The organism is Enterobacillus tribolii (assembly GCF_003363015.1).
Classification (GTDB): domain Bacteria; phylum Pseudomonadota; class Gammaproteobacteria; order Enterobacterales; family Enterobacteriaceae; genus Enterobacillus; species Enterobacillus tribolii.
Window position 1 is genome coordinate 242,930 of sequence record NZ_QRAP01000006.1, and the last position, 19,880, is coordinate 262,809.

Here is a 19,880-nt window from a genome sequence, read left to right on the forward strand (position 1 = left end):
TCGGATTTATGTGATACGTATTTATGCGTTTTTTTAGAAAATTTGATTCTTATTGGAGGAGTGGATGCAGCAGTTAACCAGTTATCTTTCAGGCCGCTGGGTATACGGAGAGGGGCGTCCGCGCGAAATTCATCATGCGGTGAGCGGCGAGGCGCTGTACCAGGTATGTACCGACGGCCTGCCGCTGGCGGAAAGCCTGAGCTATGCCCGTAACCACGGCGGCGCGGCGCTGGCGGCCATGACGTTCCAGCAACGGGCGCAGATGATGAAGGCGCTGGCGAAATACCTGCTGGCGCATAAAGAGAGCCTGTACGAGATTTCATTCCAGACCGGCGCAACCCGCGCCGACAGCTGGGTGGATATCGAGGGCGGGATCGCCACCCTGTTTTCTTATGCCGGGCTGGCGGGACGCGAGCTGCCGGATGACACCCTGTGGGCGGAAGATGAACTTATCCCGCTGTCGAAGCAGGGGCAGTTTGCTGCGCGTCATGTGCTGACTTCCCGCCCCGGCGTGGCGCTGCACATTAACGCCTTCAACTTTCCGTGCTGGGGCATGCTGGAAAAACTGGCGCCGACCTGGATGGCCGGGATGCCGGCGATCATCAAGCCGGCTACGGCTTCTGCGCAGGTGACGCAGGCGATGGTGAAATTGATGGTCGAGAGCGGTCTGGTGCCGGAAGGCGCGATTCAGCTGATCTGCGGCGGCATCGGCGACATGTTTGAACATCTGGATTTTCAGGATGTGGTGACGTTCACCGGCTCGGCGCAAACCGGGCAGAAGCTGCGTTCTCACCCGCATCTGATGGCGAAATCGGTGCCCTTCACCATGGAGGCTGATTCGCTCAACTGCGCTGTTTTAGGCAGCGACGTCACGCCGGACATGCCGGAGTTTGCGCTGTTTATCAAAGAGGTTTGCCGTGAGATGACGGTGAAAGCCGGGCAGAAATGTACCGCGATCCGCCGGATTATCGTTCCCGCGGCGCAGGTTGACGCGGTGTGTGATGCCTTGCTGAAACGTCTTTCCGGCGTGGTGATGGGCGATCCGCGCGTGGAAGGCGTGAAAATGGGGGCGCTGGTCAGCCTGGAGCAGCGCGACGACGTGCAGGAGAAAGTCGACTTCCTGCTGCGTAACGGCTGCGAGCCGCTGTGTGGCGCGACGACGGAAGGGCTGACGCTGACGGGCGACAATCTGGGCAAGGGGGCGTTCTATCCGCCCACGTTGCTTTATTGCGCCGATCCGTTGACGCATCAGGCGGTACATGCCACCGAGGCGTTCGGGCCGGTGGCGACGCTGATGCCGTATCAGGATTTGGCGCAGGCGGTAACTCTGGCGCAGTTGGGCGGCGGCAGCCTGGCGGGGTCGCTGGTGACGGCGGACGGCGAGGTGGCGTCGCAGGTGATCCGCGCCAGCGCCTGCGCGCACGGGCGCATGCTGGTTCTTGACGCTGCTGCGGCTGCGGAGTCGACCGGTCACGGTTCACCGCTGCCGATGCTGGTGCACGGTGGCCCGGGACGTGCGGGCGGCGGGGAAGAACTGGGCGGACTGCGTGCGGTGAAACACTACATGCAACGTACCGCGATTCAGGGCAGCCCGGCGATGCTGGCGGCCATCGGCCGTGAGTGGGTACGTGGCGCGCCGGTGGCGGAAGATCCGGTTCATCCGTTCCGGAAATACTTTGAGGAACTGCGCATTGGCGAAAGCCTGCTGACCGCGCGGCGTACCGTGACCGAAGCGGACATCGTCAACTTCGGCTGCCTGAGCGGCGACCACTTCTACGCGCACATGGATAAGATCGGCGCGGCGCAGTCGTTGTTCGGCGAACGCGTGGCGCACGGCTATTTCGTGGTATCGGCGGCGGCGGGGCTGTTCGTGGACCCGGCGGTCGGGCCGGTCATCGCCAACTACGGTATGGAAGGGCTGCGGTTTATTGAGCCGGTTAAGATCGGGGATACCATTCAGGTACGCCTGACCTGCCGCAAGAAGATCAAAAAAGCGCAGAAAAGCGCAGAGGACAAACCGCATGGCGTGGTGGTGTGGGATGTGCAGGTCTTCAATCAGGAAGGAAATGCCGTGGCGTTGTATAACATTCTGACGCTGGTGGAGAGGAAAGAAGGCGACTTCTGAAGCCGCGGGCAAGATGCCGTATCCCGTTGACGGAACCGCGGGCGACCGGAAGGTCGCCCGTTTTGCAGGGAAAACGCGCGCAGTTACATACTTTCAGGAACGATATTTACCCATTGCTGACCGTTATAAACCCAGACACTTTTACGCCGGGCGACTAACAAAAAGTGTTCGCAACAATCCATTGTTCCCATGAGTGCAAGAGGGCTGCCCTGATACAGCACTTCAGTTTCTAACGTGATGCCATTCCAACATAAGAAATCATATTTCCCGCAGCCCCAAATTTTATTATTAAACCAATGCAAATCGCTTATTTTATCTGTTAATTCTAGTTCGCAAATGGCTTCCCAGCGATTTAAACGGCCCTTCCATAATTTATGTTTGGCAGCAACATAGACATTACCATCACCTGCACAACAGACGGCCGTTAGTTTATCATTTGTCGGGAAACCGCATTGCTTCCATATCTGCCCATCGTAATGCCAAATATCGCCCTTACCTCCCACGGCATAAATATCGTTAGACGTAAAACCATCGATATCCAAAAAGTCAGTGTCAGATAAATCTTCAGGCTCTTTTAACCCGTTATCAACAGCAATCCACGTCCCAATATCAACCCTACGGAATACGGCTCTGTGACTTCCGACAACCCACGGAAAGCCATCAATTTTTTTTGCTTTTCTGACAGGGAGCAGCTCATTTTGTTTAATGTCTTCAACAGGCCAATCCCTCTGAGGTCCGCCCGTTGGAATAACTGAACCGCCTAAAACCTGGATAATCAATCCTTGCTCCACAGGTTTTTCGGATGTACAAACTACCGCCCAGAACGATTCGTCAAAGGAGCTGTAACCATGCTCAATATTATCTCCTTCTTGTACTAAGAGTAATAGCTGCATTTTCGATTTTTGCTCATCCTGAGTTTTATCCTCAGTAGCAAGTAAATAAATCATGTCTTTATTACGAATGGCACAGTCCGTAAATGAATATCCATCACAATGTTCTGACCATATTTCCTTAGGTATCGTTGAGTGCATTGTTCTATCCGCCACATTAATTAGTATCGACCGCCTGTTTGTGGTTTAGGCGTCAACTGTGTCTGAATGCCATTTTTTCACAGTCATATTTTTTCTCGATATTTGATGCAATCAAATACATTGCCATTTGCATAGCGGAAACCTGCCTTACCCCCGATTTCCATCAGCGGAATTCCGGATAAAACCACATCAATTGTTAATTGGCAACCAGCGATTGCTGAATTGTGTTCAGACAGGTTCAGGTAACGGCAGCTCCTGCGTTTAGACCTGCTCCAGCCTGCTAAACCTTCTTCCCCACCCGCTTTTTTGATACGTTGTCATGATTCACATTGTTACCCCTACGTTTTAACGGAAAAATCATGACTATCCCCCCGATGCAGCGCCTTCTTACCATTATGCAAACCCTGCGCGATCCTGAGCGCGGTTGCCCCTGGGACGTTAAACAGACGTTTGCCACCATCGCGCCTTACACGCTGGAGGAAACCTACGAGGTGCTTGATGCGATTGCGCGCGAGGATTTCGGCGATCTGCGCGATGAGCTGGGCGACCTGCTGTTTCAGGTGGTGTTTTACGCCCAAATGGCGCAGGAGCAAGGGCGGTTTACCTTTGATGATATCTGTAACGCCATCAGCGATAAGCTGGAGCGCCGTCACCCGCACGTTTTTGCCGCCGAACATCATGAAACCGCCGAGGCTTCGCTGGCACGCTGGGAGCAGCGTAAAGCTGAAGAGCGCGCCGAAAAATCCATGCATTCCGCACTGGATGATATTCCCGCTGCGTTGCCTGCCCTGATGCGCGCTTACAAAATCCAAAAACGCTGCGCCGCGGTGGGCTTTGACTGGGACACCCTCGGGCCGGTGCTGGGCAAAGTGTATGAGGAAATCGACGAGGTGATGGATGAAGCCCGGCAGGCCGTCGTGGATGAGGAGAAGCTGGGCGAGGAGATTGGCGACTTGTTGTTTGCGACCGTCAATCTGTCGCGCCATCTGGGCCATAAGGCAGAAAATGCGTTACAGGCCGCCAACCGTAAATTTGAACGTCGCTTCCGCGCCGTAGAAGAGGCGGTGCGGGCCAGCGGAAAAACGCTGGAAGAGTCTTCCCTTGAGGAGATGGAGGCATTCTGGCAGCAGGTGAAAAAGTCGGAAAACTAACGCGAATGAGCGCTGTGCCGGAATAGAAAAAACTATTCCGGCATAACAAGAGCAGATTCATCCTATCTCATTTAATGACGTTCTACTGATTTATCGTCTGAATCATTTAGCCTGCTTAACGTGCGGGCTTGATTTATTACATCAGACGATATTTCGCAGTGGAAGAAAATGATACTCATGTATTTTTGTATTATTTCAGAATATATAGTCGTGAATGTTTATTCCGACGTTTTCATCTCCCTTCCGTCTCTTGCTTCCGGGAGATATCTGCCTTATTAAGTTTATCAATAATACTAACTAATATAATGCCAATGCGGCTGGAAGCCGCGCACGCCCTGCATCTTTCCTTGTCAGCCCGTAATGCAGGGTGTCAGTCTCCTTTTTCTCGGAAATATCCTTGACTAATGCGATGTTGCGTAAGGATTTTTGGGCTGTGAAACGATCGGGAACTAAATTTTTTGCCGATCGTGCTGAGGAGAGTCATTAGAGGTAATATGTTGATTATTCAGACAGGTCTGACAATAAATCAGCAACATCATAAAAAAAACTTATATCTTGTCGTTGATTTCGTATTTTATATAAATATTATTATTGCAGAATTGATGACCTTCTCCTGGTAGCTGAATCTATTTCGCTAAAGTTTTTCTGTGGCAGATCGCCTGAAGTGAAATTGTCTGAGGATCCAGAATGAAAGAAATTATGGTTTCATCTCATGCAGGGCTATTCTGGAATAACGAAAAATTACTGAATCGCCGTAGCACCGATTATCGCCTTGCTTTGGATCCTGCCGAGGGCGCTCAACCGATCGTGGCGTTGGGCCGGCGTGATTACCCACTTTCCTGGCCGCAGATGCGGCTTTGGTACAGCGGACACCCTGATTGCGATGATGCGCTGAATCACGTACCGATGTTGTTTCGTCTGGACGAGCGGACGAACATTACCGCGCTGTGTCGTGGCATGCAAGCCGTCGTTGCCCGTCACAGTTGCCTGAACAGCGTGTTTGAAACGGCGGAAAGAGGGCAGGTTCGTACCCGTTCCACCGGTGTGGCGCTGGAGGTTACCGAGCGCGTCTTGTCTGATGAGGAATGGGATGCATGCCTGTGTCAGGACGTTAACGCGCCGTTTGATCCCGCCACCACGCCGCCGGTGCGAGCCGTTATTTACCGTCGTTCGGGCGTTGACGGCGTGCGCTACTATTTGCTGCTGGTGTTTCATCATCTGGTGTTCGATGACGCTTCGCGGGCCATCCTGCTGAATGAGCTGGAGCATTGCTATCAGGCCTACCGCCGCGGAGAAGAACCCGCTTTGGCGCCGCTGTCGCTGCAATACGGCGACTATGCCGTGTGGCAGCGCGGCCTGCTGGGGTCGGCGTCCATGCAGGCGCGCAGAGCCTGGTGGTGGGAGCGGCTGAAGGGCTGGCAACCGCTGACATTGCCTTTGGATTTCAGGCGCCCGGCGCGTTTCGAGCACCGTGGCGTTAATTATGCTTTCTCACTGCCGCCTGAACTGACGGCACGCGTGGTTCAGGTTGCCCGACGGGAATGCATCACGCCGTTTGCACTTTATCTGGCTGGCTTTAACCTGCTGCTTGCCGCTTTCAGCGGACAGCGGGACATTCTGGTCGGCACGCCGGCGGCCAACCGCCCCTCGCCGCAGACGCGTCAGCTCATCGGCTTTTTCGCCAATACGCTGCCGCTGCGCAGCCGCATTGACGACGATGTCTCGCCGTCGGTTTATTTACGTACGGTATTCAAATCGCTGTTGCAGGCGCGGCGGCATCAGCAACTGCCGCTGGAGCAATTGCTTGAAATGCTGAGCGTGCCGCGCGATCCGTCGGTGCATCCGCTGTTTCAGGTGATGTTTACCCTGACTTCCGCCCAGGATGTGAAAATGCCGGAGTGGATGAATGCGGAATGCCTGCTGGAATACCATCAGGTTGCGGAGCGCGATCTGACGTTCAGCGTGATGCCCGATGACGCTTACCCGTGCGCGGTGATTAATTACGCGACGGCGTTATTTGCGCCTGACACTATCGCCTGCCTGGCCGACTATTATCTGCGCATCATGCACCAGCTGCTCGACGAAAAAACGCGCCGTATCGGGGATATCACGCTGATACCTGCGCAGGCGATTGCGGACATGCGCACGTCGTGGCAGGACCGTCCGTATGCGTATGAGTTCGAACGTCCGATCTGGTGCGACTTCGTCACCCAGGCGCAGCATGCTCCGCAGGCCATCGCCGTTATCGATGAACTGGGGGAGTTAAGCTACGGCGATTTATACCGCGCGGCCCTGACGCTGGCCGCTCAGCTGCGAACCTCTGCCGCCATGGACGGGGAAGCGATCGCGGTGCTGGTAGATAAAGGGCGGGCGCAGGTGATCGCCATACTGGGTTGCTCGCTGGCCGGTATGGCTTTTCTGCCGATGGACAATACCTGGTCTGAAATCCGGCGGCGTGACGCAATGCGTCAGGTAAATGCCCGCCTGGTTATCAGCAGCCATCCGTGGTCCGTCGGTGCGGAAAATACGCTGGTGATGATTTCTCCGCAGGGCCAGGTTGCTGCGCTGCCGGAACCGGAACATATTCCCGGCCCGGTGAAGTGTGCGCCGGATGATCCGGCCTACATGATTTTTTCCACGGATGCGACCGGCGTGATCACGGGTGTTGCCGTCGAACACCGCAGTGCCGTGAACAGCATTATCGATGTACTGGGGAAAATGTCCGTTAAGGCCGGAGAGCGTGGGTTTGCGGTCAGCGCGCTGAGCAGCGGCATTTCCATTTTCGCTATTTTCGGACTGCTTTCCGCAGGCGGCACGCTGATTATGCCCGGCGAGAAAACAGGTTACCAGCCGGATGCCTGGCTGCATCTGATCATCCGTCACCGGGTCAGCTTCTGGAGTTCGTCGCCGACGGCGATGACCCAACTGACAGAACATATCGAGTCTCAGCCGGTTCAGCCCGCATGTGCGTTGAGTAAAGTGATGCTGGCGGGGGAAGCGGTGGCGGCGGGGTTGCCGGCGCGCATCCGTGACTGGGCGCCGGGCTGCCGGGTCGCCAGCGTCGGCGGAGCGCCGGAAGGAGCGGCCTGGTCGATCTATTATGAGATACCTGACGCGCCGATCGACCGGCCGGGCGTGCCCTACGGCATACCGATGTGCCATCAGCGCCTTTATGTGCTAGACCGCTGCCAGCGTCCGCTGCCTGCGGGCTTGCCGGGGGAGCTTTATATCGGCGGGGAAGGCGTGGCGCGCTGTTATCTCAATAATCCGGCGCTGTCCGATGCGCGTTTTATCTGGCATGACGCTTTGGGTGAACGCCTGTTCCGAACCGGCGAACGCGTAAGATGGTTGCCGGATGGCCAACTGGAACGGCTTGGGCGAATGGACGGCCGGGAGAAAAATGGCGGCGACGTTGAGCTGCCGGACATGGAACATAGTGTGCAGCTTGTTTAAGGCGCTCGTTACTGGTTGAATCCATTCAGCCTGGCGTTCTGCCGGGTAAATCATCTACCGGCCGGAAGGGAGCGCCGGTACTCTTTCCCGCAGGGAAGCGGGGCCGCCCCGCCGGGGAAAGATGCGGTTTGCAAGGCGCAGTTATCACTTTCTTTTTCCGCACAAATCGCAAAATAGGGCAAATTCTGAGTTATAAGTCTTTTCCTGACTAAAATGCGCGAAACCCGCCGGCGCCAGGAGCGTCACGCAAAATCAACCCGCCTCTATTTGTTGTCGTAAAAAATTTAACCCGCTGTTTAAAAACAACAAACCTGCTGAAAATCGCATATCTCCGCGTCCGGCGGCCCGCAAACCCGATTTGATCGTTTGTGACAACGAAAGCCTTAAGGTATACTACTGTCCCGTCCTGGTTCTTCCATCGTCTTTAAACCTAACTCTCAGGTTCAGCATGACAACGAATTATATTTTTGTGACCGGCGGGGTCGTATCCTCTCTGGGTAAAGGCATTGCCGCAGCCTCCCTGGCGGCTATTCTCGAAGCCCGTGGCCTTAACGTAACCATCATGAAACTGGACCCGTATATCAACGTGGATCCGGGGACCATGAGTCCGATTCAGCACGGCGAAGTCTTCGTCACCGAAGACGGCGCGGAAACTGACCTGGATCTGGGCCACTACGAGCGCTTCATCCGTACCAAAATGTCACGCCGCAATAACTTCACCACCGGCCGTATCTATTCTGACGTGCTGCGCAAAGAGCGCCGCGGCGACTATCTGGGCGCTACCGTGCAGGTGATTCCGCACATTACCAACGCCATCAAAGAGCGCATCATCGAAGGCGCTGAAGGGCATGACGTGGTGCTGGTGGAAATCGGCGGCACCGTCGGCGACATCGAATCCCTGCCGTTCCTGGAAGCTATCCGTCAGATGGCGGTGGAAGTCGGCCGTGAGCACACCATCTACATGCACCTGACGCTGGTTCCCTACATGGCGGCGGCGGGTGAGGTGAAGACCAAACCGACCCAGCATTCGGTTAAAGAGCTGCTTTCCATCGGCATTCAGCCCGATGTGTTGATCTGTCGTTCCGATCGCGCGGTGCCGGCCAATGAGCGTGCAAAAATCGCATTATTCTGCAATGTGCCGGAAAAAGCGGTTATCTCACTGAAAGATGTTGATTCTATTTATAAAATACCAGGCCTCTTGAAATCACAGGGCCTTGACGATTATATTTGTAAACGATTCAGCTTGAACTGTCCGGAAGCAAATCTGTCAGAATGGGAGCAGGTGATTTACGAAGAAGCCAATCCGGTGAGCGATGTCACCATCGGTATGGTGGGTAAATACGTCGAGCTGCCGGATGCTTATAAGTCGGTTATCGAAGCGCTCAAGCACGGCGGGCTGAAAAACCGCGTGGCGGTGACCATCAAGCTGATCGACTCGCAGGACGTAGAGACCAAAGGGGTGGAAGTCCTCAAGGGTCTGGATGCGATCCTGATACCGGGCGGCTTCGGCTACCGCGGTATCGAAGGCAAAATCGCCACGGCGCGCTATGCGCGCGAGAACAAGATTCCGTATCTGGGCATCTGCCTGGGTATGCAGGTCGCCCTGATCGAGTTCGCCCGCAACGTTGCGGGAATGGAAGGCGCCAACTCGACGGAATTTGTGCCAGACTGTAAGTACCCGGTCGTGGCGTTGATCACCGAGTGGCGTGACGAAGAAGGTAATGTGGAAGTACGCACTGAAGAGAGCGATTTGGGCGGCACGATGCGCCTGGGCGGCCAGCAGTGCAACCTGGTGGAAGACACGCTGGCTCGCCAGATGTACGGCGCGCCGACGATTGTCGAGCGGCACCGCCACCGTTATGAAGTGAACAATATGCTGTTGAAGCAGATCGAAGCGGCCGGACTGCGCGTCGCCGGTTGGTCAGCGGACAACAAGCTGGTGGAGATCGTCGAAAATCCGAATCATCCGTGGTTCGTGGCGTCGCAGTTCCACCCTGAGTTCACCTCAACGCCGCGTGACGGGCATCCGCTGTTTGCCGGCTTTGTGAAAGCAGCCAGCGAATACCAGAAGCGCCAGGTAAGTTAGAGATTGTGGAAGACGCGGGACTGAGTTCCGCGTCTTTCGTCTGGAGTTTTAGCTTAACTTGTATCGAGGAAAATCTAATGTCCAAAATTGTTAAAGTCATCGGTCGCGAAATCATCGACTCCCGCGGAAACCCGACGGTAGAAGCAGAAGTTCACCTGGAAGGCGGTTTCGTTGGCCTGGCTGCCGCGCCATCAGGGGCTTCCACCGGTTCCCGTGAAGCGCTGGAACTGCGTGATGGTGACAAATCCCGTTTCATGGGCAAAGGCGTACTGAAAGCCGTTGCCGCGGTGAACGGTCCGATCGCTCAGGCCGTATTGGGCAAAGACGCTAAAGATCAGGCGAACATCGATAAGATCATGATCGACCTGGACGGTACCGAGAACAAGTCCAAGTTCGGCGCTAACGCTATCCTGGCCGTTTCTCTGGCTGCTGCCAAAGCTGCCGCTGCTGCCAAAGGCATGCCGCTGTATGAGCACATCGCTGAGCTGAACGGCACCCCGGGTAAATTCTCCATGCCGCTGCCGATGATGAACATCATCAACGGTGGTGAGCACGCCGACAACAACGTCGACATTCAGGAATTTATGATCCAACCGGTTGGCGCTAAAACCCTGAAAGAAGCCGTTCGCATCGGTTCTGAAGTGTTCCACAACCTGGCTAAGGTTCTGAAAGCCAAAGGCATGAACACCGCTGTGGGCGACGAAGGCGGCTACGCGCCGAACCTGGAGTCTAACGCTGCTGCGCTGGCTGCAATCAAAGAAGCCGTTGAGAAAGCCGGCTACGTACTGGGTAAAGACGTTACCCTGGCGATGGACTGCGCTGCTTCCGAGTTCTTCAACGCGGAAACCGGCAACTACGAACTGAAAGGCGAAGGCAAAACCTTCACTTCTCAGGAATTCACCCACTACCTGGAAGACCTGACCAAGCAGTATCCGATCGTGTCCATCGAAGATGGCCTGAACGAATCTGACTGGGACGGCTTCGCTTACCAGACCAAAGTTCTGGGCGACAAAATCCAGCTGGTTGGTGACGACCTGTTCGTAACCAACACCAAGATCCTGAAAGAAGGCATCGAGAAAGGCATCGCTAACTCCATCCTGATCAAATTCAACCAGATTGGTTCTCTGACCGAAACGCTGGCTGCTATCAAGATGGCGAAAGACGCTGGCTACACCGCAGTTATCTCTCACCGTTCCGGTGAAACCGAAGATGCGACCATCGCCGACCTGGCGGTAGGTACCGCTGCCGGCCAGATCAAAACCGGTTCTATGAGCCGTTCTGACCGTGTTGCCAAGTACAACCAGCTGATCCGTATCGAAGAAGCGCTGGGCGACCGCGCACCGTTCCACGGCCTGAAAGAAGTTAAAGGTCAGTAATAACGGCGTTGTGCTGAAATAGTAGTGCTGAAATAACAGCGCTGAAAACATAAAACCCGCCGACGGCGGGTTTTTTTTCGGTTGAGCTTTAGCTCAGTACGCCATCAGGTGGCGGTTTGATCTTCATAAGAACGCAGGATTTTATACAGTTCGTCTTTTAGTCTGAGTTTTTCCTTCTTCAGGGCCGCAATTTGGTCGTTAAATGCGTGACTCGGTTGGTTTTCTGCGCGGCGGATCTCATGATCCAACTGATTATGCTCATGAAAAAGCGTAGCAAAACGTGCGTCTTCTGTTTTCAGGCGGGAGATGAGGTCGCGGTACTCAGGAAACATATGCACTCCTTTTTGTCAAAACTCACAGTGAGCATGCCATAGCTTCGTTGCTGATTTTGTAATCAACCTCTCATCATGCCGATCTTATGGTTGGGAACCTTCTGATTTGCATTTTTGCTCAGATATCGCGCGCTTTCAGCCAGGCCATAAAGTCGTCGATAAACACCCGTGTTTTTAACGGCAGCAGGCGGTTCGGCAGCGTAATGGCATAAGCGGTGCGCGGCAGCGGGTTATTGATTCTCCACTCCGGCAGCACGCGGCGAACTTTGCCGTTGTGTAAATAGATATCGGCGATGAACGTCGGGATCAGGGCGATGCCGATGCCCTGCAGAATGGCGTCGAGCATGGCGTCGCTGTTGTTGATCATCAGGCGCGGCGTCAGCAAAACGCGTTCTTCATCCTCACCCCGCATAAATAACCACTCTCCGCGGAACTGGCGTTCATCGGGGAAAAAAATATTGTGGCGGTGCAGTTCATCCGGTTCCAGCGGCGGGTCGGCGCGGTAGTCCGACGCGCAGACCAGAATATATTCGATCGGCATCAGCGCGCGGGCCACCATGTTCTCCGGCGGGCTTTCCGTAACGCGTACCGCCAGATCAAACGGATCGTGCGTCATGTTGATCACCCGGTCGGTCAGCAACAGCTCCACGTTGATGTCGGGGTAACGCAGTAAGAAGTCGGACATAAAAGGCGTCAGCAGAATTTTACCCAGCGTATTGGGCGCCGTAATGCGCAGCAGGCCCTGCGGTTTATCGCTGTAGCTGCCTGCCTGGGAAAGCAGGGCGCTGGTAACGGAAATGACCGATAAGGCCTGTTGATAGATTTCCTGCCCGGCTTCCGTGACCTGCACCGCGCGGGTGGTGCGGGTAAATAAAATCACCGAAAGCCGCTTTTCCAACCGGTCGATCATGCGGCTGACAGAGGAGGGCGCCATTGACAGCGCGCGCCCGGCCGAAGAAAAACTCCCTTTTTCAACTACCTGAATAAAAACGGCCAGGCTGGGAAACAGCTCGGCCAGCTCATTTATGTTCTTCACGCATAGCTCTTTTGCATCGGAGTCGTCTAGCCAAACTAACATCATGAATTATCATGTTCAACCGGGGCTAGCGTAGTGATAATCAATTTCTTTTATCAATTTAAAGGCTTAGATCATGACATACCATTCAGTCAGTGAGCGGGTACGCCAACGCAACGTGCTCAATGTGGGGGTCAGCCTGGGTTTTAAAGGGCTGTCCGTGAGGGATCCCATCCATAACCGCTGGGAAGGTTTCGACATTGATTTGGCCCGCGCGGTTGCCGCGGCGGTGCTGGGCGACAGCCGGAAGATCAACTTTATTCCGTTACAAACCAGCGACCGCTTTACCGCGCTGCGCGACGGCGTGATCGATCTGGGAACCTTCAACGCCAGCATTACCTTCCAGCGCGAAGCGGATTACGGCATCACGTTTGTGCATCCGATGCTGTTTGACGGCGAAGTGTTGATGACGCCGGTCACCAATCTGTCGGAGCCGGTTTGCGAGGCGAGAATGACGCGTAAGCGCCGCGTTGCCGCCCTGCGTGGTTCCACGACCCAGGAAAATCTGCGCAACTATTTTGACCGTCTGGGGCTGGACTGCGACATCATGCTGTTCGACAGCCCGTTGCAGGCGCGGCAGGCTTACCAAAACGGCCTGTGCGACCTCTATTGCCTCGACTACTACCTGCTGGCCGGCGAGCGGGCGCAGTTGCCGAATAAAGAGATGCACATCATCCTGCACGATCGTATTTCGCTGGAGGCGATGTCCCCGGCGGTTTGCTCACACGATCCGGCGTGGATCAGCGCAGTGGGTTGGGTGATGAAGTCGCTGATTGAGGCGGAGTCGCTCAATATTTGCAGCAAGGTCGTTGATGAGGTCTATCGGGAGGCTGATGGTTATACGAAAACTTTTCTGCAGCCGGGCGAAGGGCTGTGCCGCCGCCTGGGGCTGTTGCCGGAATTCACCCGCGAGGTGATTAGCCAGGTTGGAAACTACGGCGAAATATTTAACCGCAATTTAGGTGACAAATCCGCGCTCAAGCTGGAGCGTCGGGACAACTACCCCTGGGCAAGCGGCGGAATGCTTTATTCACCGCTTTTTATCTGACGCCTTTTATTTAAAAAGAGGTTCACAACTATCATGAGCGAAATGATCACGCAGACACCGGTTAAACTGAGCGGAAAAATTATTGAAGACTTTGGCTATTTGGAGTCAACGTCGGATGATATTAATTTCTCCGCTATCCGTAACCTGATTTTACACGGGCATCATCATGGCAACGTGGTTTATATTATCCGTAACCATGCGAATCCATTAGTTTGCCGGGATATCGCCGACCAGTTTTACCAGAAAGTCAGCCAGATGGGCGGCGGTAATCGTGGCGATGATGGCTTTGTGCTGACCAACCAAATAGGCGCTACGCAGTTTTCCCGCAACGGACAACAATATATTGAAGAAGTGAACCGGACAAATCACACCGTTACCGAACTGTTCGCCTCTGCGGACGGTTACGCCACGGAGTCCTTATTTATGAACCGCCGTCTGGAACGTGAGTTTCTGGATGAAAATATTCATTTCGGCCCGGCACGTTTCAAAAATGGCTATGCCTGCTTCGCTACGTTCCGCCGCTGGCTGGACAACGGCGCCATGGCGCTGATGCCGCATGAAGATCTGGCCCAGCTCAGCTTTGCCGCGCAGGATGATTTTGAAATCGCTGCTGCGCAAACGGTTACGGCCTATAACGTCTGCCTGGATGCGGCGGGAGAAGGCGGCGAGCTGCGGGTGTGGAACTTCATTCCGGACGGGCACTGCCGCGCCGCGCTGGGCGTGACCCAAACCGGTTATCCTTACCCGCCTGAATTGCTGGGGGATATGGAAAGTTTCTCCGTGCGGCTGAACTCCGGCGATGTCTATTTCATGAATGCCTGCCATCTGCACGGCGTACACAGCGTCAGCGCCGGCGCGCGCCTGACGGCCGGGCGCTTTATCGGCAAGCTGGACGATCGCAAAGTCGTTTACTGGACTTAATTTACCGCGTTACGCAGCAAGGCAATAAATACCTCTTGGGTAAAACGGGTGCTTATTCAACATAAGCATCACGGGTCACCTCTTTTTTTTAGTGGCGGAAATTATTATGGAATATGCACATCATTTAGCGGAACAAGGTTATGCATTTATTCCGGGTTCCTATTATAAGTCATTACCTGATATTAATTACACACGGCAAGAACAATTTCTGGCTGACCTGGAAAATATGAAATTAGCCTATTACGGGCTGACGCTGGACCCTTATTCTCCCGGCCGCCGCTTTCGCGCCTATGCGCAATGCCGCCGGGATGAACATCAGCGCCTCTGTTTCGGCCATTTTACGCCGTATCTGCAAACGGCGAAATATAATCCGGATACCGGCGGTATTATCCGCAGCTATCCGATGTTGAGCGATGCATTAATTAATAATCCGATTCTTCATGCATTACTTCATGATGACATCCGGTTTATTGAGTCCTACCAAAAAGTAGGTTCACCCGATGCGCTGACGATAGGCATCCATTTTTTCCGTTATCAGGCGACGCCGGACATGCCGGCATACAGTTCGCCGGTATGGCTGCATAAAGATGATGAGGACGTAGTGTTCGTTCATCTGATCGATCATTCGCCCAATATGCTGGGCGGCGACAGCCTGATCGCCGGGAATCCCAAATGCATTGAGCGGGTGCTGAAGCTGGAGTCCCTGTTCGACACCCTGGTGGTGAACCATGACAAATACCATGCCGTGACGCCGGTAGGGTGCCGGCAGGAAGGGGAAAGCGACGTCAGTACACGCGACATCATTCTGGTGACGTTTCAACGCCGGGAGGCAGCATGACCACAACGTTTACCGGCCGTCAGGCCTTTATTACCGGAGCGTCCAGCGGTATCGGCAAGGCGCTGGTCAGTGCGTTCCTGGCGACCGGATACCAGGTTGACGGAATTGACTGCGCGCCTTCGGCGTTTATGGCGGAAACGCGCTATCGCCACCATCAGGCGGACGTTACCGAGTTCACCGCGCTGGACGCCATTTTCGAACAGGCGGAGTACGGCAGCGAAAATAATCTGCTGATTAACTGTGCGGGAACCCGCGAGATTTGCCCGGTGAGTGAGTTATCACTTTCGCTGTGGGAGCGGGTATTCGCCGTGAACGTGACGGCCAGCTTCATCGCCGGCCGGGCGTTTTGCCAGCAGTTGGTGCGCCACGGGGTGCCCGGCAACGTCATCAACATCGCGTCGGTGTCGGGCATGATGGGCGAACCGAACCGCACGGCGTACGTCGCTTCCAAACACGCGGTACTCGGGCTGACCAAACAACTGGCCATTGAGTTCGGCGCGCAGGAAATCCGGGTGAACGCCATTGCGCCCGGCGTTATCCGCACGCCATTGACCGAACCCTATTACCACGACCCAAACCAGCTGAACAAAATCAAACGCGGGCAGTTCATTCCGCAACTGGGAGAACCGGAGGACGTGGCCGAAGCCGCGTTGTATCTCTCATCACCCAAGGCCCGCTTCATTACCGGTTCGACGCTGGTGATGGATGGCGGCTGGACCATCGGCAAAGACCTCTGATCTTTGGCCGGACTACGGAGAATAGCAGCATGAAACAAACGTACATCCTGATCCTCGGCGGGGAGTTCGCCCTGCGTGAGCGCGTGCTGGCCGGCGCGCTGCGTGCGGGCAACGGTATGAAAGTGCTTACTATGGCGAAGAACCGCCTCTCGCCGGCGATTAAATTTTTCGACGACTATATTCCCGGCGACGTCGCGGATGCCGACGCCGTGCTGAGCGCGGTGCAGGCATATGAGCGCGAGCACAACAGCGTGCCCGTCGCGGCGATCCCGATGAATGACTTTACCGTGCGCGCCGCCGCATTGTTAACCGAGCATTACGGGCTGCACGGTAACGGTGTGGAAACCATCAATAACTGCCGCGATAAGTTCGTCATGAAGCAGCTGTTGCAGCGCGCCGGCCTGCCTGTGCCCCGCTTCGCGGCATTTTCCACGCTGGAGGAACTGAAGATGCACATCGGGCGCATCGGCCTGCCGGTGGTGATCAAACCGCGCGAAATGGCGGGCAGCCTCGGGGTGCTGAAAATCACATCCCCGGAAGAGATTGAACCGGCTTTCCGCCGCAGCGTGGCGGACGTCATCGGGCTGAACGGTGAAGCGCACGCGCCGGAGGATCTGTTCCAGGTGGAAGAATATATTGCGGCACAGCGCGAAGTCAGCGTGGAAGTGATCAACCAGGGCAGCTACCACCGCGCGGTAGCGGTAACCGACAAATACCTCGGCGACGAGCCGCACTTCGTGGAAACCGGGCACAGTATGCCTTCGCTGCACAGCGACAATCAGGATCTGCGCCGTATTGCGGAACAGTCCTGCGCAGCGCTGGGTATCCGTCAGGGCATGGCGCACTTCGAGGCGCGCATCATGGCGGACGGCACGATCAAGATCATTGAGGTTGGCGCGCGCACCGGCGGCGACACCATCATGGATCTGATTGAACGTACCTACGGCATTAATCCATACGAACTGCACGTTCGCTCACACCTCAACCGGCTGGAACCGCTGCCGGAAACCCTGCCATCGCGCGGGCTGAGCGCGGTCGCGTTCATCAAGGCCCGTCCCGGCGTGATCGAAAAAGTTTCCCTGCCGTCCACGCTGCCCGGCTACGTAACCAATATGCAGGTCACCGCCCGTCCGTTGGATCGCTCGCGCCCTCTGGAGTCCTGGAAAACCCGCGAAGGGTCGGTGGAGTATTTCTGGCCCGGCCGCGCGCCACAGGCCGGTTTCCGCGAGCATTTGGATCATGCGGATGCCTACGCTGAAACCCTGTTTACCCTCCGGCCGGAATAACGACTTTTCCGGGAATGACATATGCCGCCGGCCCGCCCGCGGGCCGGTTAAGGAGTTTCTATGGATGGCGTTAAGTTTGGTTTAAAACGCTTCGTTTTTTCCCGCTTTGTCGGGTCACTGTGCGATCAGTTCTTGCTGTTCGCCGTGCCGCTGGCGATCCTGAACGCCACAGGGTCGCTGACGTTTTCTTCACTGGCCTTCGTGATTGAGTGGCTGCCGCGCATTATCTTTTTCCCCATATCCGGCTTTCTGGCCGACCGGCTTAAGCCGCGTTTTATCTTCTTTAATGTCGACACCGGCCGTTGCTTGCTGCTGCTGAGCGCGTTTCTGCTGCTGACATGGCACCCCGGAGCGACCTTCGCCACGCTGGCGGTGATGATGGCGCTGCTCTCTGTGGCTTATGTGCTGAACTTCGTCGCGACCGACGCCATGCTGCCGCGGCATCTGCCGGCGGCGGAGTTGCCGAAGGCGCACTCCATGCTGCAGGGCGTGGATCAGACCACCCAGGTGCTGGGGCCGGCGCTGGCGGTGGCGATTTCGGTGTACGGCGGGGTGACGTCGATCCTGCTGGTCGCAACGGTGCTGTTCGCGGTTTCCGCCGTGAACTACCTGTTTTTGCAAACCAAAGATCCGGTAGTGGAGGAAAAGCTGCGCCTGCGTTCGGTGATTGACGACAACCGGGTGGCGCTGAAGGTGCTGCGCCAGAATAAGATCCTGCTGCACCTGTGCGCCCTGACCTGGGTGGTGAATCTGGTTTATGGTGCGGCGCTGGTGGTCAGTGCGGCGGTGATTTTGCAGGAATTTTCTCTGCCGGAAAGCTACTTCGGCGTGCTGCAAACCACGGCGGCCCTGACCACCATCGTTGCGTTCCTGTTCGTGCCGCGCTTTACCGCCCGCTTCGGGCTGTCGGCGCTGGGGACGGTTTCGTTCTGTACCATGATCCTGGCCGGGGCGGTGATGAGCTTCTCGCCGGATTACCTTGTCTATCTGGCAGGCTATGCGGCGCTGATGGCGTTTGACGGCGCGTTCAGCGTTTACCTGCGCACGGTGCGCAGCCAGATTATTCCACAGGCGCATCTGGGAAAAACGATGGGGCTGATTGGGCTGCTAAACATGTGCTCCGTACCGGCCAGCGGGCTGATGGTCACGCTGCTGTCGGGAAGTTTTTCCCCATTGCAGATTATCGGGATCATTCTGGCCGGGGCATTGGTGCTGGGGCTGACGCTGGTGATCGCCGGACGCCGGATGTTTGGCTACAAGAGCTGGCTGCCGCCGGTGATGGTCTCGGAGTGCCAGGCTACAGGCCTGCAATGACGTTTTGCAGCAGGCGGACGCGCGGTTCCACGCTGGCGATCTCCAGAAACTCGCCCTGGCTGTGGAAACCGGCCCCGATGGGGCCGAAGCCGTCCAGCGTCGGGGTGCCCGTTGCGGCGCTGTGGTTGGCGTCGGACACCGCGCCGGTTTCGCGCCAGCGTATTTCCTGATTGACCGCACGGCCGGCACGCTCGACAAGCTGCATCAGCCGGTGCGTGTCGGGGGAGGGGGTCATGGCAGGCATGTAAACCTCCTGCGTCAGGCGGGTGGTCACGCCGGGCGCGAAAGGCTGACGGCAGCGGGCTTCGAGCGCCTGGTTTACCCGCTGGTACTCTTCGTTGCGCCAGAAACGGATTTCCAGCAGAGTGCCAGCCTGATCGGCGATAACGTTGGGCGCGCCGCCGCCCCACACCGAACCGAAGTTGAGCGTGGTATCGTTTTGGGCGTCGCAGAGCTGGTTGATTTCCTGGATGCAGCCGGCCAGGGCATTGATGGCGGAACGTCCGTTTTGCGGAGCATTGCCGGCATGGGCGGAGACGCCCTGAAAATTGAGCCGGTAACGCGCCATGCCCTTACGTGCATTAATCAGCGCGCCGTCCGGACGGGCGGCTTCTCCCACCAACACGCAGCCGCTGTTGCGCGCCAGCCCGCTTAACCAGTCGCGGGAGTAAACGGAGTTGATTTCCTCATCCGGGTTGAGCGCCACGGCAATGCGCAGGCGTTTGCGGTGCGCGGCGTCCAGCGTGTGCAGCGCCCAAAACATGGAAAGCAGGCCGCCCTTCATGTCGGCGACGCCGGGGCCGTAGGCCCGTCCGTCACAGACGTGAAAAGGTCTTGCTCTGGCGGTGCCTTCGGGGAAAACGGTGTCTAAATGACCGAGCAGCAACAGATCAAAATCCTGCCCGGTGGGATGGGAAGAAATGAGAAGTCCTTTCCCGGTTTGCGCGCTTAAATCAATGTCAGAGCAATACCAGCCGGCGTGATCGAATAACGCCGCAACCATACCCGCAACGGCGTTAACGCCTGCCGGATTGTGCGTGTCGCTGTCGATATTAACCAGCTTGCGTAATTCGCAAAGATATTGCTCGACGTCCATGGGGAGGTCAT

The 19,880-nt window shown here is 56.1% G+C and carries 15 protein-coding genes; 11 read left to right on the forward strand and 4 right to left on the reverse strand.

Features of this window, described 5'->3' with window-relative positions; translation table 11 throughout:
- Window positions 1-64 precede the first annotated feature (64 nt).
- Window positions 65-2,125 (forward strand): phenylacetic acid degradation bifunctional protein PaaZ, encoded by a 2,061-nt coding sequence (paaZ, locus tag C8D90_RS14365; RefSeq protein ID WP_115459139.1) that lies wholly within the window; start codon window positions 65-67, stop codon window positions 2,123-2,125.
- An 83-nt stretch (window positions 2,126-2,208) separates the two neighbouring features.
- Here the strand turns inward: paaZ and C8D90_RS14370 are convergent, their stop codons facing one another.
- On the reverse strand, window positions 2,209-3,156 hold the full coding sequence (locus C8D90_RS14370) for a beta propeller repeat protein (RefSeq protein ID WP_147291367.1): 948 nt from the start codon (window positions 3,154-3,156) through the stop codon (window positions 2,209-2,211).
- 359 nt (window positions 3,157-3,515) lie between these two features.
- On the opposite strand from C8D90_RS14370, the gene mazG reads away from it, so the two are divergent.
- The 4 genes from mazG (at window position 3,516) to eno (ending at window position 11,222) form a co-directional block, all read left to right on the forward strand.
- Window positions 3,516-4,307, forward strand: coding sequence for a nucleoside triphosphate pyrophosphohydrolase (gene mazG, locus C8D90_RS14375; RefSeq protein WP_115459141.1), 792 nt, complete (start codon window positions 3,516-3,518; stop codon window positions 4,305-4,307).
- Window positions 4,308-4,994: 687 nt separating this feature from the next.
- Window positions 4,995-7,760, forward strand: coding sequence for a non-ribosomal peptide synthetase (locus tag C8D90_RS14380; RefSeq protein ID WP_115459142.1), 2,766 nt, complete (start codon window positions 4,995-4,997; stop codon window positions 7,758-7,760).
- A 448-nt stretch (window positions 7,761-8,208) separates the two neighbouring features.
- Complete coding sequence (gene pyrG / locus C8D90_RS14385) at window positions 8,209-9,846, forward strand: glutamine hydrolyzing CTP synthase (protein WP_115459143.1); 1,638 nt, start codon at window positions 8,209-8,211, stop codon at window positions 9,844-9,846.
- A 77-nt stretch (window positions 9,847-9,923) separates the two neighbouring features.
- Entirely contained in the window at window positions 9,924-11,222 is a 1,299-nt protein-coding gene (gene eno / locus C8D90_RS14390) for a phosphopyruvate hydratase (protein ID WP_115459144.1), read from the forward strand.
- A 104-nt stretch (window positions 11,223-11,326) separates the two neighbouring features.
- Here the strand turns inward: eno and C8D90_RS14395 are convergent, their stop codons facing one another.
- Window positions 11,327-11,554 carry a YdcH family protein gene (locus C8D90_RS14395; RefSeq protein WP_115459145.1) on the reverse strand — a complete coding sequence of 76 codons (228 nt, stop codon included), beginning with the start codon at window positions 11,552-11,554 and terminating at the stop codon, window positions 11,327-11,329.
- Window positions 11,555-11,672: 118 nt separating this feature from the next.
- Complete coding sequence (locus tag C8D90_RS14400; protein WP_115459146.1) at window positions 11,673-12,590, reverse strand: LysR family transcriptional regulator; 918 nt, start codon at window positions 12,588-12,590, stop codon at window positions 11,673-11,675.
- Window positions 12,591-12,705: 115 nt separating this feature from the next.
- Between C8D90_RS14400 and C8D90_RS14405 the strand changes: the two genes are divergently transcribed.
- From C8D90_RS14405 to C8D90_RS14430, 6 genes are all read left to right on the forward strand, one after another.
- Complete coding sequence (locus C8D90_RS14405; protein ID WP_115459147.1) at window positions 12,706-13,677, forward strand: transporter substrate-binding domain-containing protein; 972 nt, start codon at window positions 12,706-12,708, stop codon at window positions 13,675-13,677.
- Between the two features lie 33 nt (window positions 13,678-13,710).
- Window positions 13,711-14,598, forward strand: a complete 888-nt coding sequence (gene hilA / locus C8D90_RS14410) for an L-isoleucine 3(1)-dioxygenase (RefSeq protein WP_115459148.1) — start codon at window positions 13,711-13,713, stop codon at window positions 14,596-14,598.
- A 106-nt stretch (window positions 14,599-14,704) separates the two neighbouring features.
- On the forward strand, window positions 14,705-15,436 hold the full coding sequence (gene hilB, locus C8D90_RS14415) for a 3(1)-hydroxy-L-isoleucine 4-dioxygenase HilB (RefSeq protein ID WP_312026875.1): 732 nt from the start codon (window positions 14,705-14,707) through the stop codon (window positions 15,434-15,436).
- Entirely contained in the window at window positions 15,433-16,173 is a 741-nt protein-coding gene (locus tag C8D90_RS14420) for an SDR family NAD(P)-dependent oxidoreductase (RefSeq protein ID WP_115459149.1), read from the forward strand. The genes hilB and C8D90_RS14420 overlap by 4 nt, the downstream gene beginning before the upstream one ends.
- Before the next feature lie 29 nt (window positions 16,174-16,202).
- Complete coding sequence (locus C8D90_RS14425) at window positions 16,203-17,459, forward strand: ATP-grasp domain-containing protein (protein WP_115459150.1); 1,257 nt, start codon at window positions 16,203-16,205, stop codon at window positions 17,457-17,459.
- Between the two features lie 60 nt (window positions 17,460-17,519).
- Complete coding sequence (locus C8D90_RS14430) at window positions 17,520-18,773, forward strand: MFS transporter (protein WP_115459151.1); 1,254 nt, start codon at window positions 17,520-17,522, stop codon at window positions 18,771-18,773.
- Here the strand turns inward: C8D90_RS14430 and C8D90_RS14435 are convergent.
- Window positions 18,757-19,869, reverse strand: a complete 1,113-nt coding sequence (locus C8D90_RS14435) for a M20 family metallopeptidase (protein ID WP_115459152.1) — start codon at window positions 19,867-19,869, stop codon at window positions 18,757-18,759. The two genes, C8D90_RS14430 and C8D90_RS14435, sit on opposite strands and share 17 nt — an antisense overlap.
- Between the last annotated feature and the right edge of the window lie 11 nt (window positions 19,870-19,880).

Coding starts and splice junctions, on each gene's coding strand:
- paaZ (WP_115459139.1), top strand. CDS start 65: ATGCAGCAGTTAACCAGTTATCTTTCAGGCCGCTGGGTATACGGAGAG.
- C8D90_RS14370 (WP_147291367.1), bottom strand. CDS start 3,156: ATGCACTCAACGATACCTAAGGAAATATGGTCAGAACATTGTGATGGA.
- mazG (WP_115459141.1), top strand. CDS start 3,516: ATGACTATCCCCCCGATGCAGCGCCTTCTTACCATTATGCAAACCCTG.
- C8D90_RS14380 (WP_115459142.1), top strand. CDS start 4,995: ATGAAAGAAATTATGGTTTCATCTCATGCAGGGCTATTCTGGAATAAC.
- pyrG (WP_115459143.1), top strand. CDS start 8,209: ATGACAACGAATTATATTTTTGTGACCGGCGGGGTCGTATCCTCTCTG.
- eno (WP_115459144.1), top strand. CDS start 9,924: ATGTCCAAAATTGTTAAAGTCATCGGTCGCGAAATCATCGACTCCCGC.
- C8D90_RS14395 (WP_115459145.1), bottom strand. CDS start 11,554: ATGTTTCCTGAGTACCGCGACCTCATCTCCCGCCTGAAAACAGAAGAC.
- C8D90_RS14405 (WP_115459147.1), top strand. CDS start 12,706: ATGACATACCATTCAGTCAGTGAGCGGGTACGCCAACGCAACGTGCTC.
- hilA (WP_115459148.1), top strand. CDS start 13,711: ATGAGCGAAATGATCACGCAGACACCGGTTAAACTGAGCGGAAAAATT.
- hilB (WP_312026875.1), top strand. CDS start 14,705: ATGGAATATGCACATCATTTAGCGGAACAAGGTTATGCATTTATTCCG.
- C8D90_RS14420 (WP_115459149.1), top strand. CDS start 15,433: ATGACCACAACGTTTACCGGCCGTCAGGCCTTTATTACCGGAGCGTCC.
- C8D90_RS14425 (WP_115459150.1), top strand. CDS start 16,203: ATGAAACAAACGTACATCCTGATCCTCGGCGGGGAGTTCGCCCTGCGT.
- C8D90_RS14430 (WP_115459151.1), top strand. CDS start 17,520: ATGGATGGCGTTAAGTTTGGTTTAAAACGCTTCGTTTTTTCCCGCTTT.
- C8D90_RS14435 (WP_115459152.1), bottom strand. CDS start 19,869: ATGGACGTCGAGCAATATCTTTGCGAATTACGCAAGCTGGTTAATATC.